Here is a 16,629-nt window from a genome sequence, read left to right on the forward strand (position 1 = left end):
CGCGGTGTGGCCTGGTTCATCCTGCCACCAGCTTCACATCCAGGTTCTTGAGCCCGTTGATGAAGTTGGACCGGAACCGGCGCGGGGTGGAGACCAGCTCGAACCCCTTGACCCGTTCCGCCAGCAGGCGAAACGCCACCCGCAACTGCATTTCCGCCAGGCGCGAACCGATGCACACGTGCTGGCCGCTCCCGAACCCCAGATGCTGGATGTTTCCCCGCGTGATGTCAAAGGCATCGGGATCGGCAAAAGCCGCCGGATCGCGATTGGCGGCGGTGTACCACAGCACCACCTTGTCGCCCTTGGCAATGCGCTGGCCGCCCAGTTCGGTGTCGGCGGTGGCGGTGCGGCGCATGTGCATCACCGGGCTGGCGTGGCGCACCATCTCGCGCACGGCGGCGGTCAGGATCGCGGGATCGTCGCGCACCATCTGCCACTGTTCGGGCGCGCGGGCGAAATTGACCACGCTGTGGCTCAGCGAATTGCGCGTGGTCTCGTTCGCGCCCACCAGCGCCAGGATCATGTTGCCCACGAAATCGCGGAACTGCGGCGGGCGGCCATCGATCTGCGCATTGGCCAACAGCGTTGCCAGGTCCGCGCCGGGCTGGTCGCGCCGCGTCTCGAACAGGCTCTGCATCAGGGCAAAGAAGCTGCCCAGCACCTGCGCCATCTGCTCCGGGCTCTGGCGGAATTCCGGGTCGTCCTCGCCGACAAAGGCATTGGTCCAGTCATAGAGATCGTGCCAGCTGATCTCGGGCGGCAGGTCGAACAGCTCGCACAGCGTCATCAGCGGCAGCGGCGCCGACAGCGCCTGGACCAGGTCAACCGGCTCTCCCGCCGGGATGGCATCGAGCAGCGCCCGGCAGCGCTGCGTGATGCGCTCCTCGATCCCGGCGAGCCGGCCCGGCGCCACCGCCGGCATCATGATCTTGCGATACTGGGTGTGCACCGGCGGATCGACCGAGATGAACGGAATGCCGATCGCGCTTTCCCCCGCCCCGGTCAGGCCCACTTCGTTCTCGTTGAAAATCCGGTGCCCGCCATTGGCATGGGCAGACGAGAACAGCAGCGGCTGGCGCGACACCTCGACAATGTCGGCATAGCGCAGCACCGCCCAGAAGCCCGGCCCGTCGCTTTCCGGGTTCCAATAGACCGGCTCCGTCGCGCGCACCTGGGCAAACAGGTCGTGCGGCACGCCTTGCACGTAGAGATCGGGATTCTTGAAATCGGGCCGGGTTGCGGTTGACGTGGCCATGACCGGAGTATCCTGCATCAGAACGTGACCTTGGCACTCGCGCCAAACGTGCGCGGTGCCGATTGCACCAGGAAGTTGTAGGGGAAGCCCGCCCCGCGCAGATCCAGCCCATAGGCATAAGTGCGGGCATTGAAGGCATTCTTGATCCACGCGCGCAGTTGCAGGTTGGCGTGCTGCCAGGTGATCTGCCCGTTCACCTTGGCATTGGCGTCCTGCTGCAACTCGGCATTGTTCTGCGCCGTGCCGGCCGCGTTGGTCAGGTTGAACGGCGTGAAATACTGGTGCCCGGCATACGCCACGTTGGGCGACAGCGTCACGCGATCCACGCCGCTGTCGAGCAGCACCACGTCCGCGCCGATCTGCGCCGTGACATGGGGCGCGAACGGCAGGTCGTTGCCGGCCAGGTTCGTGCCCTGGAGCGTCAGTTCCTTGTACTTGGCATGCAGCAGGCCGATCGAGCCGTTGATCGAAAAGCGGTTGCTCGGCGTCCAGGTGAATTCCCCTTCCGCGCCATAGATTTCCGATTTCGGCGCATTGACCAGGATCGAAACCGGGCCGGGCCGCGTGTCCTGCAACTGCTGGTTGGAATAATCGTAATAGAACGCAGCGGTGGAGAAAGAGAGCGTGCGGTCCAGCGCCCGGCCCTTCAGCCCCACTTCATAGGCATTGACCGTTTCCGGCTTGACGAAGTTGATCCCGGCCGAAGAGGTGTAGGAACCGCCGTTGAACGCGCCCGAGCGATAGCCGCGGTTGTAGCTGACATAGGCCAGCATGCCGCTATCCCACTTGTAGCTCAGCGCAGCGCGCCCGGTGAAAGCGTTGTTGTTGCCATCCAGGTTATAGCGCGCGGTGGGATCATAGGCGCAAGTGCCCGCTGCCGTGACACACGGCACGGTGGTGGCCAGCGGCGTCTCGCCCGCGCCGAACCCGCCGGCAAAGAGATAGGCATAGCCATCGCGATAGCGCGCCTTGTCAGAGGTATAGCGCCCGCCCAGGGTCAGCGTCAGGTTGCGCGTCAGGCTGTAATCCCCTTGCGTGAACCCGGCGATGGAAAAGCGGCTCTGGCGGAAGTGCTGGAAAAACCCGCCGTTCACGCCCGCGCCCAGCGCGCTGCCGATGTTGAAATCGTTGTCGGTGATCGTGCGGTCCCAGCCATAGAACACGCCCGCCACCAGCTTGAGCTTGTCAGAGGAATAGTTGACGCGCGCTTCCTCGGCAAACTGACGGAAGTTCGATTTCCAGTTGATGTAGAGAATGTCTGCCGGGGCGCCGTCGGCGTTCTGCCCCATGTCCAGGCTGCCGCCGTCGTACGACGTGATCGAGGTCAGCGTCACCGCCGGCGAAAGTTCATAGGAAACATTGGCCGCCACGCCCCAGGCGCGGGTGCGAAATTGGCCCAGGTTCTTTTCGTTGATGTCAAAGAAGCCCAGCCCCGCCCGCGCCGATTGCAGGCCGATCGTGCCCGCCCCGGTGGGATTGTCCCGCCCGGCATAGGCGCGGATCTTGATGTCGAGGCCCGAGCCGGTCGGCTTGATGCGCAGCGCCACGCGGCCTTGCAGCGTGTCCTGGCTCATCGCATCGCGCCCGCCGGGATAGACGTTGTGGATCTGCCCGTCGCCCTTCACATAGTTGACCGCCGCGCGCAGCCCCACCTGGTCATCGGCCAGCGTGGTTTCCGCCGCCGCCTGCGCGGTGAAGGTGTTGAAGTTGCCATAGCCCACTTCGGCATAGCCGTTGCTACCCGAAAGCGAAGGCGCGCGGGTGATGAAGTTGATCGCCCCGCCGGTGGTGTTGCGGCCAAACAGCGTGCCCTGCGGCCCGCGCAGCACTTCCACGCGGTCCAGGTCGAACAGGCCCATGCCATGGCTGGCGCGCGCGGCCAGATAGACGTCGTCCATATAGACGCCCACCGGCGAAACCTGGTTGGAATTGTACTCGTTGGCGACGGAAATGCCGCGCATCGAGAAATTGGGCTGCGCCGCGCCGAAATTGGTGCTGACCTGAAGGTTGGGCACCGCCTGCGCCAGGTTGGCCGAATTGGTCACGCCCTTGGCCGCCAGACCCTGGGCCGAAACCGCCGAGATCGCCAGCGGCACATCCATCACCGATTGCGCGCGGCGCTGCGCGGTCACCACGATTTCACCCACGGCCGGTGCCGATGTCGGTGCCGCGGCCGGATCCTGGGCCGCAGGGGCATCGTCGGCCAGAGCCGGGTTTGCCACCATCGTGGCCGTGGCCAGCGCCGCCAGGCTGGCCAATCCGTGAAACGGCGCGCGGACAGATGCCTTCATGATTCCTCTCCTCCCGCTGCTTGTGCAGCCGGGCCTTTCTTGTTGTTGGCGTGCGTCGGCGCTTGGGATGCACCGCTCTCACGCTGCTTTTCTAGCCGGGCGCGGCGGGGCTGGCTTTAGTCGTGGTTGTCGCCGTTTTGTGCATTTCCTGCTCTGCGCTTGCCTGATCGTGCGCCGCGCGGCTTGTCGGGCGCATGGCCGGGGGCAGCGAACCCCGGCGCCAACGATGGAGAGGAAGCGCCCGTGTTCCACCCCCGCGCCCATGCCCAGGCCACGCCGGAAAAGGCCGCCTGCGTGTTCGCCGATGCCACCGCCGGGCAGGCTCCCGTGCTGAACTATGCCGCGCTGGAAAGCGCCGCCAATCGCGGAGCCCAGGCGCTGCGGCGCCTTGGCCTGGCGCGCGGCGAGGGCATGGCCCTGATGCTCGACAACACCGCAGAGGTCTTCACCATCGGCTGGGCGGCCGAGCGGGCCGGGCTGTACTGCACCAGCATTTCCACCCGGCTGAGCCCGGCGGACGCGGCCTATATCGTTGCCGACAGCGGCGCGCGGGTGCTCGTGGTATCCGATCGCCTCGCCCCGCTCGCCAGCCGAATCGCGCAGGCGCTGGCCGCGCAGGGCCACACCGGGGCCACGGTGATGCTCGCCGGCGCCGGCGAAGCCGGCCTGCCCGGCTGGGCGCCGCTGGTCGCGGCCATGCCCGATGCGCCGATCGCCGATGAAAGCCCGGGCACCGACATGCTCTATTCCTCGGGCACCACCGGGCGGCCCAAGGGCGTCAAGCCCGCGCTGCCCACCGGCGCGCTGGGCGATCCCACGCCGCTGCTGCGCATGGGCCAGGCGCTCTATGGCATGGACGGTGACACGGTCTACCTTTCCACCTCACCGCTCTATCACGCGGCCCCGCTGCGCTGGGCGATGACCATCCAGCGTCTGGGCGGCACGGTGGTGGTGATGGACAAGTTCGATGCCCAGAGCGCGCTTGCCCTCGTCGCGCGCTGGCGCGTCACTCACGGTACCTGGGTGCCCACCCATTTCGTGCGCCTGCTCAAGCTCGATCCCGACCAGCGCGCGGCGCACGACCTGTCGTCCATGCGCGCCGCGATCCACGCCGGCGCGCCCTGCCCGGTGGCGGTCAAGCAGGCGATGATCGACTGGTGGGGGCCGATCGTCCACGAATACTATTCCGGCACGGAAATGTGCGGCATCACCGCGCTTAGCGCCCACGAATGGCTGGCCCATCCCGGCTCGGTCGGCCGCGCCGTGCTGGGCGATGTCCACATCCTCGATGACAACGGCGAGGAACTGCCCACCGGCACGCCCGGCAACGTCCATTTCGCCAATGGACCGGCCTTTGCCTATCACAACGATCCGGCCAAGACCGCCGCCGCCCTCTCACCCCAGGGCTGGGCCACGCTGGGCGACATCGGCTATCTCGATGCCGAAGGCTTTCTCTATCTCACTGATCGCAAGCACTTCATGATCATCTCGGGCGGGGTCAACATCTACCCCCAGGAAATCGAGAACCACCTCATCACCCACCCCGCCGTGGCCGACGTCGCGGTGGTCGGCGCGCCCGATGCCGATCTGGGCGAAGTGGCCGTGGCGGTGATCCAGCCCGCGCCCGGCGTGGCGGCAGACGAGGCGCTCGCCGCCCGCCTCATCGCCGAAACCCGCGCCGCCCTCGGCCCGATCAAGACGCCCAAGCGCGTGCTGTTCCGTTCCGCCCTGCCGCGCGAGCCCACGGGCAAGCTGCTCAAGGCCAGCCTGATCGCCGAACTGCGCGAGGCGGCGCCAGTCGGTTGAAGCAACCCCGCAGCGCGGGAATCAGGCGATGATCTCGCCAGAGATGGCGCGCTCCTGTTCGGCCAGGATATTGCGCGTCGCCGCCCAGTAATGCCAGGCCGCCCACAGCCCGGTCGGCGCCAGGATCAGCAGCGCCACGCGCAACGAGGCGGCATCGGCGCCATGGCCAGCGGCCACATGGTCGCTGACCAGGCCCACGAACTGCGGCGCGATCACCAGGTTGGCGATATTGGCCATCAGCAGGGTCAGCGCGCAGGCGGTGGCGCGCATCTGCGCCGGCACCACGTTCTGCAACAGGCCGAACGACGGGCCGATGTAGAAATACATCGCCGGCACGAACAGCCACAGGCACAGCTTGGCCACGGCCAGATCGTGCGTCCAATAGATGAAGAACGAAGGCACGGTGATCACCGCCACCACCCCTGCCATCAGGATCAGCACCCTGCGCGGATCGGCCATGAACCGGCTGGTCATCAGCACGGCAGTGGCCACTGTCGCCAGGCTGCCCGCGATCAGGTGCATCGGCCCCAGGATTTCCCCGGCCTGCCCCGCGCTCAGCCCATAGGCGCGCTGAAGATAGGTCGGCGTCCACCACATCAGGCCCCAGCCCCACAGCGCCGTCACCGCGCCGCCCATCATCAGGTGCATCGTGGCGCGCTGGCGCAGCAGGAAGGCCAGCGCGCGCCACAGCGGCAGGCGCGGCGCCTCGGGCGCGGCAGGCGCGGCGCGCGGTGCGTCCATCATGCCCCGGCGCGGCTCGCGCACCGTCAGGAAGATGAGCGCCGCCAGCACCACGCCCGGCACGCCCAGCGCCAGGAAGGCATGGCGCCAGCCATAGAGATCGGCCACCCGCCCGGCGACGTCCGCCCCGATCCAGGCGCCCAGGCACGATCCCAGGGCATAGACCGTCAGTGCCGCCGGCCGCTGCGCCGGGCGAAAATAATCCGCCAGCATCGAGGTGGACGGCGGCGTTCCCCCGCTCTCGCCAATGCCCACGCCGATCCGCGCCAGCAGCATCTGGCCAAAGGTGGACGACAGGCCGGTCAGGATGGTCAGCCCGGACCACAGCAGCAGCGCGCCCGAAATGATGTTGCGCCGGCTGAACCGATCGGCCAGCGCCGAAACCGGAATGCCGATCGTGACATAGAACAGCGCCAGCGCCACGCCGGTCAGCAGGGCAACGCCGGAATCCGTCAGCTTCAGGTCCAGCCGGATCGATTCCATCACCGTGGTGATGACATAGCGATCGGCGATGTTCATCGCATAGACCAGCGACAGCAGCACCAGCACATACCATTGCCGCACGCCCGTGCCGATCAGCGGCGGCGGGGCCAGGACTGCTTCACCTTCGCGCATGCTCATTTCTCCCCGGCGGCCCGTTTTGTCCAGTGCAGTTACGTACTCCCCCTCCTCTTCAGAGGAGGGGGTCGGGGGGTGGTGGAAATCTGGTGCAAGGCTCCGCACCACCCCCAACCCCTCCTCTAAAGAGGAGGGGCAAAAACGCCCAGCCTTCAAATCCCCCGATCGGGCCGAGCTTCTCACAGCCCCTTGCCCGACAGCATCGCGCCACCCGCCCTTCGACAAGCTCAGGGCGAACGGACTGTAAGAATCAACACCCAAACCCGTTCGGGCTGAGCTTGTCGAAGCCCCCGGCAGCCAGGCGCAACCGAATCACAGCCCCGCAGCCACCTGCCGCCACCGCCCGATCAATCCTTCCGCCAGGCTCGCCGGCACCAGCGCGTCGCAGCGCTTCTCGCTCACCACGTTGAGCCGCACGGCCACATGGGCGATCACCGTGGCCGCCGTGCAGCCCGGCGCAAAGGCGGGGTTTTCAGCGTCGAACACCCCGTCGTGCATCAACAGCGTACGCCAGCCCGCCCCGCGCAGGATCACCCGCACCAGCCCGCCACCGATCGGCGTCACCGCGCCATGCGCGCCCACGGCCCCGGCCAGGGCCGCGCGGTCCACGCCGCTGCCTTCCACCAGCCAGACATTGGGCTCGAACCGCATCGCGCGGCAGCGATCGTCGCCCGCGCTGGCTCCGACGGGCGGCAGGGCAAAGCCCAGCGCCTGCGCCACCGGCGCGGCCCCGGCCGCATCCCACAGTTCCAGCGCCAGCACATCACCGGCATCGTGATCGGTCAGCTCAATCACGGTAACGGGCTCCTTCGCGGTCATAGAACACCGGCTCGCACACCCGCACCCGCACGGTCTGCCCGCGCGTGGCAGACCAGGCGAGCAGTTCCTCGCCCTGCCGGCTCGCCCCGTCGGTCAGCAGCGCCAGGCCGATGCCACCGGTCAGGCCCTCCGGGTCCGGCGCCACGCGCGGCGAGGCCGTGGTAACATGGCCCAGCGGCACGTCCCCTTCGCGGGCCACCAGCATCGCGCCTTCGGGCAGGGCCTGGCCGTCCACCGCCGCCACGCCCACCAGGTGGCGCCGCCCCGCCGGATCGGCCAGCGCCGGGCGTTGCAGCCCCTGCCAGCCGACGAAACCACCCTGCTTGCGCAGCATGCCGCCCAGGCCGATGTCGGCAGGGGTCACCCGGCCATCCACTTCGGCGCCGATCACCACATGGCCCTTTTCCACGCGCAGATGGTCCATGGCATCAAGGCCATAGGCGCCACCGCCGGCAGCCACCACGGCTTCGTGCAGGGCCTGCCAGACCACGGCCATGTCATGGCCGGGGGCATAGATTTCGAAAGCGCGCTCCCCGCTATAGCTGGCGGCCAGCACCAGCACTTCGATCCCCGCCAGCATGGCGCGGGCGCAGCGCATGTGCGCCGGCACCGCCGCGCCGATCAGCTCGGCCAGCACCGCCGCCGCGCGCGGCCCGGCCAGAGCCACGGCGCCCAGATGCTCCTGCACGTTGACCACGCTGGCTTTCAGATCGGGCGCCACGACATTGCGCAGCCAGGACAGATGCTGCGCCATGCGATCCGCCCCGCCGGTCGAGCTGGTCAGCAGATAGCGCTGCTCTTCCAGCCGCCAGGCGGTGCCATCGTCCATCACCATGCCGTCTTCGCGCAGCATCACGGTATAGCGGCCGCGCCCCAGGGCCAGCCGCCCGATCGTGGTGGCGCAGGCCATTTCCAGCAATGCGGCGGCATCCGGCCCGGCGATCTCGAACGTTGCCAGCGTGGAAACATCCACCATGCCAACGCTTTCCCGCACCATCCGCGCCTCGCGCAGCGATGCCGCGCCCAGGCTCTCGCCATTGCGCGGATAGCCGCGCGGGCGGAACCAATAGCCCACCGGCTGCCACACCGCGCCCAGCGCCTCGTGCGCCGCGTGCAGGCGCAGGCGGCGCACCGGCCCGGCATGATCGCCCACCGCTGCCCCGGCAAAGGCGCCCAGCGTGGTCGGCGTATAGGGCGGGCGGAACGTGGTCAGCCCGGCTTGCGGAATCTCCACCCCTTGCGCCTGCGCCAGCCGGGCCAGCGCGGCCATGTTGCCGGTCTTGCCCTGGTCCGTGCCCATGCCCAGCGTGGTATAGCGCTTGAGATGCTCGACCGAGCGATAGCCTTCGCGCCAGGCCAGGTCGACATCGCCCAAGGACACGTCGTTCTGGAAATCGACGAAGGCCTTGCCGCGCACTGCCTGAGGAATGGCCGCCGCCATGGCCGGGGTGCCCAGGCCCAGCGGATCGTCCACCGCAAAGGCGCGCGCCCCGCCGCCGCCCGCCGCCCAGCCCTGCGCCAGGATGGCATCGAGCGCATGGCCGCCCGCTGCCGCACCGATGCTTGCCTGCGCCTGCCGCGCCGTGCCGGGCAGGAAGGCCTGCGCGGCCGCGTCCCACGCCAGGTCACCGCCCGCCTGCTTGTGCAGGTGCACCACCGGCGTGAACCCGCCCGACATCGCCAGCAGATCGGCGGCAAAAGTGGTTTCGGCGCCGCCCACTTGCGCGATCACGCGCGAAAGCCGCCTGCCCGCCACGCGGGTGTCGATCGGCCGCGCATCGGCGAGCACGGCAAAGCGCGCCCTCGCCCGCTCCACCAGGGGTCCGGCCAGCACGGTGCGGCTATCGAGCACGGCCAGCACCTGCGCCCCGGCATCGGCAAGGGCAAAGGCCGTGCGATAGCCATCGTCGTTGCTCGTCGCCACCACCGCGCGGCGCCCGGGCACCACGCCATGGCGCCGCACATAGTGGCGCACCGCCTGCGCCAGCATCACGCCGGGCCGGTCATTGCCACCAAACGCCAGCGGCCGCTCGATCGCCCCAGTTGCCAGCAAAACCTTGCCACAGCGCACTTTCCACAGGCGCTGCACCGGCGTGCCGGGTGCCGGCACCTGGCCCGGCTCGGCCAGGCGCTCCACCACGCTGACCAGGTTGCCGTCCCAGTATCCGGTCGCGGTGGCGCGCAACAGCACGCGGCCGCCGCCAGCACGGATCGCCGCCACCGTGCCCTGCGCCCAGTCCGCCCCGTCCTGTCCGTCGATCCGCGCATCCTCGCGCAGCAATGCGCCGCCGGGCAGGCTGTCCTGCTCCACCAGCACCACCCGCTGCCCCGCCTGCGTCGCCGCCAGCGCGGCGGCGAGCCCGGCCGGCCCGGCCCCCACCACCAGCACGTCGCAAAACGCGGCGCGGTGGTCAAAGGCATCGGGGTCTGCCTCTTGTGGCGCGGGGCCAAGCCCGGCCGCCTTGCGGATGAACCGTTCATAGACCATCCAGCGCCGCGGCGGCCCGAAAAAGGTCTTGTAGTAAAAGCCCGCCGGGATCAGCCGCGCGGCCAGGCCGTTCACCGCCCCCACGTCGAACGCCAGGCTGGGCCAGGCGTTCTGGCTGCGCGCGACCAGGCCATCATAGACGAACACGTCGGTGGCGCGGGTATTGGGTTCGGCGCGGCCCCCCTCGCCCACGGTCACCAGCGCGGAGGGTTCTTCCACCCCCGCCGCCATGATCCCGCGCGGGCGGTGATACTTGAAGCTGCGCGCGACCACGGCCACGCCATTGGCCAGTAGCGCAGCGGCCAGGGTCTGCCCCGCCTGCGCGGTATAGCTCTTGCCGTCGAACGTGAAGCGCGCGGTTTCCCCGCTCATGGCAGCACCGCCCGGCCCAGCGCGCGCACCGCCACGATGGCATGGCTCATGCGGTCGCGGCGCAGTTCCAGCCAGCCCCGGCAGCCCAGGGTGTGGCGCCAGATCTCGTTTTCCTCCCCGCGCGGATTGGTGCGGGCATAGAGCGTGGCCATCGCCACCTCGGGCGCGTCGTCAAGCTGCACCACGCTGTCGCGGGTGCGCTCATAGGTGAACTCTTCCTGCGCGCGTGGCCCGCAATGGGGGCATTCGATCAGCATCATCGCCCGTGCCTCCCCTTATCGATGTTGCGGCATCGGGCCCACGCCCGCTTCGTCGATCGTGCGCCCGGCAGCGAACCGCGCCAGGTCAAACGGCGCGGCGATCGGGTGCGGCTGCCCGGTGGCGAGGTGGTGGGCATAGAGATGCCCCGATCCCGGCGTCGCCTTGAACCCGCCATAGCACCAGCCGCCGTTGAGATGCAGGTTGCGCAGCGGCAGGTCGCCGATGATCGGCGATCCGTCAAAGCTCATATCCGTCACGCCCGACCAGCAGCGCACCATGCGCAGGCGGCTGAGCGCGGGCACCAGCGCGATCGCCTGGGCAATGGCGTCTTCCAGCCGCACCGGCTGGCCGCGCTGGGCATAGCTGGGAAAGCCATCGGGATCGCCGCCCGCCACGATCCCGCCCTTGTCGGATTGCGAGATATAGCAATGCAGCGATTGCGACATGATCACGGTGTCGATCATCGGCTTGACCGGCTCGGTTACATAGGCTTGCAGCGTGTGGCTCTCGATCGGCAGGCGCAGGCCAGCCAGGCCCGCAACGTGGCCGCTGTTCCCGGCCACGCAGATCGCCACTTTCCCCGCCGCGATGGGCCCGCGCGTCGTCTCGATGCCGGTGACCGTATCGCCCTGGCGGGTGAAGCCGGTCACTTCGCAATTCTCGATGATGTCCACGCCAAGATTGTCCGCAGCGCGGGCATAGCCCCAGGCCACCGCATCGTGCCGCGCCGTGCCGCCGCGCTGCTGGATCAGCCCGCCCTGGATCGGCCAGCGCGCGGCCCGCGAGAAATCGAGCAGCGGCACCAGGCGGCGCACCGCGTCCACGTCCATCAGCTCGGCATCGATGCCCATCGCGCGCAAACTGTCCCCGCGCTCGGCCAGCCGCGTCATGTCCGCATCCGAATGGCCCAGGAACAGCGCGCCGCGCGGCGAGAACATCACGTTGTAGTTGAGCTCGTCCGACAGCCCTTCCCACAGCTTGAGCGAATGTTCGAGCAGCCGCTGCAACGGCGCCTGGCGATAGTTCGAGCGCACGATCGTGGTGTTGCGGCCGGTGTTGCCGCCGCCGATCCAGCCCTTTTCCACCACGGCCACGTTGCGGATGCCGTGCTGGCTCGCCAGGTAATAGGCGGTCGCCAGGCCATGCGCGCCACCGCCGATGATCACGATGTCATAGGCGGCCCTGGGCTCTGCCGCGCGCCAGGCCCGGCCCCAATGGCGATGCCCGCCCAGCGCCCCGCGCAGCAATGCCAGCGCGGAATAGCGGCCCCTGGTCCAGCGAGTTGATGTGGTGCTTGTCACAGCGTCATGGGTAAGTGCGACGGGGCGAGGACGTCGCGTCTAAAAATGTCATCCCCATGGCCGAAAATGTGATTTGCCAAAATCGCGCCGCAACCGGTCTTTGCACGGCGAAAGCGCAGGCTCCCGTGGCCGGCGCACCAGGGGAAACACGAAGCATGACCGGAATTGTCGAACCGGGGGCCGGGGCCATGGCAGGCCAGGTGCTCCTGCTGCGCTGCGCGGACCAGCGCGGCATCGTTGCCGCCGTCGCCAGCTTCCTGGCGGAGCAAGGCGCGACGATCACCGAGTCCAACCATTTCAACGATGGCACTTCGGGCCTGTTTGCCATGCGCACCGCCTTTGCCGGCGATGGCGCGCCGCTGCCCGATGTCGAAATCCTGCGCCAGCGCTTTGCCCCGATTGCCGATCGCTTTGCGATGGACTGGTCGCTGCACGACATGGCGCGCCGCCCGCGCCTGCTGCTCGCCGTCTCCAAGTTCGGGCACTGCCTGTTCGATCTGCTGCACCGCTGGCGCGCCGGGCTGCTGCCGGTGGACATTGTCGGCGTGGTGTCCAACCATGACGACATGCGCAGCTTCGTGGAATGGAGCGGATTGCCCTATCACCACCTGCCGATGAAGCCTGAAGGCAAAGCGGTGCAGGAAGCCCGCTTTGCCGCGCTGATCGACGAGACCGATCCCGATCTCGTGGTCCTGGCGCGCTACATGCAGATCCTCTCGCCCATGCTGTGCGAAAAGGTGGCCGGCCGCTGCATCAACATCCACCACAGCTTCCTGCCCAGCTTCAAGGGGGCCAAGCCCTATCACCAGGCGCACGATCGCGGGGTGAAGATCATCGGCGCCACCGCGCACTACGTCACCACCGATCTCGACGAAGGCCCGATCATCGAGCAGGACGTGCGCCGCGTCACCCACGTCCACGCGCCCGAAACGCTCGTCGCGCTGGGCCGCGACGTGGAGTGCCAGGTGCTCGCCCGCGCGGTGTCGTGGCACATCGAGCGACGGGTGATGGTCAACGGCAACAAGACCATCGTGTTTGGTTGACCCAGGTTATTGTGCAGTGCAGCATTTTGCATGAAAATCCCCGGAGAACCGCGAGGTTTCCCCGGGGAAATATGCTATCCTATTGCCAGATATAACTTTTACCCGCGCCGCGCGAGCCAGTTGGCCACCCCGGCGCCCAGGCCCAGCGCCAGGCCGAGGCTGCTTACCCCGCTCCAGCCGGCGCCATGCCAGGCCAGCGCCGCCAGGGCAGACCCGGCCGCGCCGAGCAGGAACATGCCGCCCATGAACAGCGTGTTGAGCCGCGCCCGCGCGCCGTGGTCCAGGGCATAGACGATATGCTGGTGCGAGATCAGCGCGCTCTGCACCGCCAGGTCCAGCACCACGCAGGCCAGCGCCAGCCCGACCACGCCCGACCAGGTCATCGCGATCGCCCAGGCCACCACCATCAGCGCCACCCCGGCCACGATCGTGGCGTGGGGGCCGCGCCGGTCGGCCAGGTGCCCGGCCATCGGCGCGGCGAGAATGCCCACTGCACCGATCACGCCGAACAGGCCGGCCACGCTCGGCCCCTCGCCCACTTGCGCCAGGCGCAGCGCCAGGATGCTCCAGAAGGCGCTGAACGCGGCAAACAGCAGGCCCTGCGTGATCGTTGCCAGGCGCAGGGCGCGGTGGCGGCGCCACAAGTGCCACAGCGAGGCGAGCAGTTGCGGATAGCGCGGCCCCTGCGCGGTGGCCGACGTCGGCAGCATGGCGCGCAGGATCGCGGCGGCGAGCAGCGCCAGCGGCACGCCCAGCCAGAACATCGCGCGCCAGCCGACCTGCTGGGCCACGAACCCGGCCAGGGTGCGGCTGAGCAGAATGCCGCAGAGCAGCCCGGCCATGACTTTGCCGATCACCGCGCCGCTGCGCTCGGGCGGGGCCAGGTGCGCGGCAAAGGGCACGATCTGCTGCGCTACCGTCGCCAGCGCGCCCAGGATCAGCGAAGCGCCCAGCAGCAGGGCCGGCGAAGGCGCCACCGCCGCCAGCACCAGCGCCACCGACAGCAACAGGAACTGCGCCACGATCAGCCGCCGCCGCTCCACCCGGTCACCCAGCGGCACCAGCAGGAACAGGCCCAGGGCATAGCCGAGCTGGGTGACGGTGGGCACCAGCGCGGTCAGCCCGCCGGGCATGCTCGCCTCGATCAGGCCGAGCATCGGCTGGTTGTAATAGATATTGGCGACGCCAAGGCCAGTGGTGGCGGCCATGGCCAGGATCAGACCGGTGCCCAGCTCGGGCTTGGTGGGGGAAGAATGGGCGGGCGAAGAGGAAGCGGCTGCCGGGCGCGCGGCGGCGCCGGCCAAAAGGGTTTCCGACATGGCAGGGCTCTTTGCTCTGGAGCAGCTACCGCAGGGAAACGGTTGCTGCCGGGCTTGGTTGCCCGCCCTATGGACCGTGCAGCGGCAAATGATAATCTGCCCTGATTGGCAGGCAGTTTTGCAATTTGCGCAAAAGTCAGCCGTTGAGGCCCCGGTCCCAATAGGGCGGAGACCCGAACCGCTCTGCCAGGAAATCGACCAGCAGGCGCACTTTGCCCATGCCGCGCCGATCGGGCAGATAGAGCGCGTGGATGCCGGCATCGCCCGGCGGGGATGCGCCGGGCCGGGCCACGTCGGCCTGCCACCCGTCCAGCACCGGGCACAGCCGCCCTTGCGCCACGTCTTCGCCCACCAGCCAGGTGGGCAGCAGGGCGAGGCCGGCCCCGGCCAGGGCCATCTCGCGGATCGTGTCGGCATGATTGGTGCGCAGCGGCCCGGCCACGCGCACCCATTCGTGCTGCCCATCGCGGCTCAGGCGCCAGCGCCGCTCGCCATCGGCAAAGGCAAACGTCAGGCAGGCGTGGCTGGCCAGATCCTGCGGCACCTGCGGCGTGCCGCGCGCGGCCAGATAGGCCGGGCTGGCGCAGACCACGCGGCGCTGCGGCGCCAGGCGCCGCGCCAGCAGGCTGGAGGAATCGAGCGCGCCCAGCCGCACCGCCACGTCGATGCGCTGCGCCGCCAGATCGAGCATCGTGTCGGTCACCACCACATCCAGCGTGATGTCCGGATGCGCGGCCAGGAACGCGGGCAGCCAGGGCGTGACATGCAGCCGCGCGAAGGTGACCGGCAGGCTCAGGCGCAACAGTCCGCGCGCCGCGCCCGGCCCTTCGCGCAGGGCGCGGTTGGCCTCGGCCAACTGGTCAAGGATCGCGCGCGCTTGCGGGTAATAGGCTTCCCCCGCCTCGGTCAGGCTGACCTGGCGGGTGGAACGGGCCAGCAACCGCGTGCCGAGCGCCGCTTCCAGCGCGTCGACATGGCGGGTGAACGAAGACGGCGCCTGGCCCGCGCGCCGCGCCGCCGGGGCAAAGCCGCCCTCGTCCACCACCGCCACGAAAGCCTGGAGCGCGGCGAACATGTCCATGCGCCGCGCCCTGCGATCAGCCTTGCGGCTGGCTGGCGGCGGCGACTTCTGCCGGATCGCCCAGGATCACGCCCACGCGCTCGTGCAGGCCGCCGGGCACCAGATCGAGAATGCGCGCATGGCCATTGCTGGCCGCGCCCCCGGCCTGTTCCACCAGGAAGCTCATCGGATTGGCTTCATAGAGCAGGCGCAGCCGCGCGCTGCCGCCGGGGCGATGATCGGCCGGATAGAGGAACACCCCGCCGCGCTTGATGATGCGGTGCACGTCGGCCACCATCGAGGCAGGCCAGCGCATGTTGTAATCGAGGCCGAGCGGCCCTTCGGTGCCCTGGATGCGCTCTTCGATATAGCGCGCCACATGCGGCGACCACTGGCGCCGGCGCGCCATGTTGACGGCGAATTCACGGTTGCCGTGCGGCATCTGGATCGGCCCGTCGGTCAGGCGCCACGATCCGATTTCGCGGTCCAGCGTGAATTCATAGACGCCGGTGCCCACGGTCAGCACCAGCAGCGTCTGCGGGCCATAGATGGCATAGCCGGCGGCCACCTGCTCGGTGCCGGGCTGGAGGAAATCGGCCTCGGTCACGTCGCGCCCGGCGCAGGCTTCGGGTGCGCGCAGCACCGAAAAGATCGTGCCGACCGACAGGTTCACGTCGATATTGCTCGATCCGTCGATCGGATCGAACACCAGCAGGTACTCGCCCTTGGGGAAACGGCCCGGAATGGGGTGCAGCGTCTCCATTTCCTCGGATGCCATGGCCGCCAGTTGCCCGCCCCATTCGTTGGCATCGAGCAGCAGGTCGTTGGCGATCACGTCCAGCTTCTTCTGGACTTCGCCCTGCACGTTTTCGCTGCCCAGCGAGCCCAGCACATCGCCCAGCGCGCCCTTGGAAATGGCGAAGTTGATCGCCTTGCACGCGCGCGCCACGGTTTCGAGCAGGAGGCGCAATTGCGGCGGGCAGGGCGAATCCGGCCGCCGCTGCTGCTCGATCAGAAAGCGGGTGAGCGTCACCGGCTGCGCCGAGGGCGGATTGGGTGCCGGGCTTGCGGGTGCAGACGCGCTTTCGAGCACGGGGGTCTGGGTGGTCATCGCGCGAATCTCTCCTGCCATGGCCCGGCCTGGCCGGGCGTCCGGCCCTCTCTAAGCCAAGCTTTGTGCAAATGCGAAGGCCAAAGGGGATTTTTGCGCTCGGAGGCGTTGTTGGAAAATGCGCCGGGCGCATTTTCCGTGCGG

Annotated in this window: 12 protein-coding genes; 2 read left to right on the forward strand and 10 right to left on the reverse strand. The window is 68.8% G+C overall.

Annotation, left to right across the window (positions count from 1 at the left end; all coding sequences use genetic code 11):
* Positions 1-16: 16 nt before the first annotated feature.
* Together IE191_RS07565 and IE191_RS07570 are read right to left on the reverse strand one after the other, a co-directional pair.
* Entirely contained in the window at positions 17-1,255 is a 1,239-nt protein-coding gene (locus IE191_RS07565; protein ID WP_191323757.1) for a cytochrome P450, read from the reverse strand.
* 17 nt (positions 1,256-1,272) lie between these two features.
* A complete protein-coding gene (locus IE191_RS07570) occupies positions 1,273-3,546 on the reverse strand; it encodes a TonB-dependent receptor (protein ID WP_191323758.1) in 2,274 nt (757 codons plus the stop codon).
* Between the two features lie 243 nt (positions 3,547-3,789).
* Between IE191_RS07570 and IE191_RS07575 the strand changes: the two genes are divergently transcribed.
* Positions 3,790-5,352, forward strand: a complete 1,563-nt coding sequence (locus IE191_RS07575) for an AMP-binding protein (protein WP_191323759.1) — start codon at positions 3,790-3,792, stop codon at positions 5,350-5,352.
* Positions 5,353-5,373: 21 nt separating this feature from the next.
* Here IE191_RS07575 and IE191_RS07580 read toward each other — a convergent pair whose 3' ends face one another.
* From IE191_RS07580 to IE191_RS07600, 5 genes are all read right to left on the reverse strand, one after another.
* Positions 5,374-6,708 (reverse strand): spinster family MFS transporter, encoded by a 1,335-nt coding sequence (locus IE191_RS07580; RefSeq protein WP_229815174.1) that lies wholly within the window; start codon positions 6,706-6,708, stop codon positions 5,374-5,376.
* A gap of 315 nt (positions 6,709-7,023) precedes the next feature.
* Positions 7,024-7,506, reverse strand: a complete 483-nt coding sequence (locus IE191_RS07585) for a sarcosine oxidase subunit gamma family protein (protein ID WP_191323761.1) — start codon at positions 7,504-7,506, stop codon at positions 7,024-7,026.
* Positions 7,499-10,390: a 2Fe-2S iron-sulfur cluster-binding protein gene (locus IE191_RS07590; RefSeq protein WP_191323762.1), complete on the reverse strand. Its 2,892-nt coding sequence runs from the start codon at positions 10,388-10,390 to the stop codon at positions 7,499-7,501. The genes IE191_RS07585 and IE191_RS07590 overlap by 8 nt, the downstream gene beginning before the upstream one ends.
* Entirely contained in the window at positions 10,387-10,650 is a 264-nt protein-coding gene (locus IE191_RS07595; protein ID WP_191323763.1) for a sarcosine oxidase subunit delta, read from the reverse strand. The genes IE191_RS07590 and IE191_RS07595 overlap by 4 nt, the downstream gene beginning before the upstream one ends.
* Positions 10,651-10,665: 15 nt before the next feature.
* Positions 10,666-11,952, reverse strand: a complete 1,287-nt coding sequence (locus tag IE191_RS07600; protein WP_191323764.1) for a sarcosine oxidase subunit beta family protein — start codon at positions 11,950-11,952, stop codon at positions 10,666-10,668.
* Positions 11,953-12,107: 155 nt separating this feature from the next.
* On the opposite strand from IE191_RS07600, the gene purU reads away from it, so the two are divergent.
* Complete coding sequence (gene purU, locus IE191_RS07605) at positions 12,108-12,995, forward strand: formyltetrahydrofolate deformylase (RefSeq protein ID WP_229815175.1); 888 nt, start codon at positions 12,108-12,110, stop codon at positions 12,993-12,995.
* 98 nt (positions 12,996-13,093) lie between these two features.
* Here the strand turns inward: purU and IE191_RS07610 are convergent, their stop codons facing one another.
* From IE191_RS07610 to IE191_RS07620, 3 genes are all read right to left on the reverse strand, one after another.
* A complete protein-coding gene (locus IE191_RS07610) occupies positions 13,094-14,314 on the reverse strand; it encodes an MFS transporter (RefSeq protein ID WP_308432887.1) in 1,221 nt (406 codons plus the stop codon).
* 136 nt (positions 14,315-14,450) lie between these two features.
* Positions 14,451-15,395 carry a LysR family transcriptional regulator gene (locus IE191_RS07615; RefSeq protein WP_191323765.1) on the reverse strand — a complete coding sequence of 315 codons (945 nt, stop codon included), beginning with the start codon at positions 15,393-15,395 and terminating at the stop codon, positions 14,451-14,453.
* Positions 15,396-15,411: 16 nt separating this feature from the next.
* Positions 15,412-16,485, reverse strand: coding sequence for a class 1 fructose-bisphosphatase (locus tag IE191_RS07620; RefSeq protein ID WP_191323766.1), 1,074 nt, complete (start codon positions 16,483-16,485; stop codon positions 15,412-15,414).
* Positions 16,486-16,629: the final 144 nt, after the last annotated feature.

It is taken from the genome of Novosphingobium pokkalii (assembly GCF_014652855.1).
GTDB lineage: Bacteria > Pseudomonadota > Alphaproteobacteria > Sphingomonadales > Sphingomonadaceae > Novosphingobium > Novosphingobium pokkalii.

Bases quoted from the DNA above. Each gene is read 5' to 3' on its own strand.
- IE191_RS07610 (WP_308432887.1), bottom strand. From the start codon at position 14,314: ATGTCGGAAACCCTTTTGGCCGGCGCCGCCGCGCGCCCGGCAGCCGCT.
- IE191_RS07565 (WP_191323757.1), bottom strand. From the start codon at position 1,255: ATGGCCACGTCAACCGCAACCCGGCCCGATTTCAAGAATCCCGATCTC.
- IE191_RS07570 (WP_191323758.1), bottom strand. From the start codon at position 3,546: ATGAAGGCATCTGTCCGCGCGCCGTTTCACGGATTGGCCAGCCTGGCG.
- purU (WP_229815175.1), top strand. From the start codon at position 12,108: ATGACCGGAATTGTCGAACCGGGGGCCGGGGCCATGGCAGGCCAGGTG.
- IE191_RS07620 (WP_191323766.1), bottom strand. From the start codon at position 16,485: ATGACCACCCAGACCCCCGTGCTCGAAAGCGCGTCTGCACCCGCAAGC.
- IE191_RS07615 (WP_191323765.1), bottom strand. From the start codon at position 15,395: ATGGACATGTTCGCCGCGCTCCAGGCTTTCGTGGCGGTGGTGGACGAG.
- IE191_RS07590 (WP_191323762.1), bottom strand. From the start codon at position 10,390: ATGAGCGGGGAAACCGCGCGCTTCACGTTCGACGGCAAGAGCTATACC.
- IE191_RS07580 (WP_229815174.1), bottom strand. From the start codon at position 6,708: ATGCGCGAAGGTGAAGCAGTCCTGGCCCCGCCGCCGCTGATCGGCACG.
- IE191_RS07595 (WP_191323763.1), bottom strand. From the start codon at position 10,650: ATGATGCTGATCGAATGCCCCCATTGCGGGCCACGCGCGCAGGAAGAG.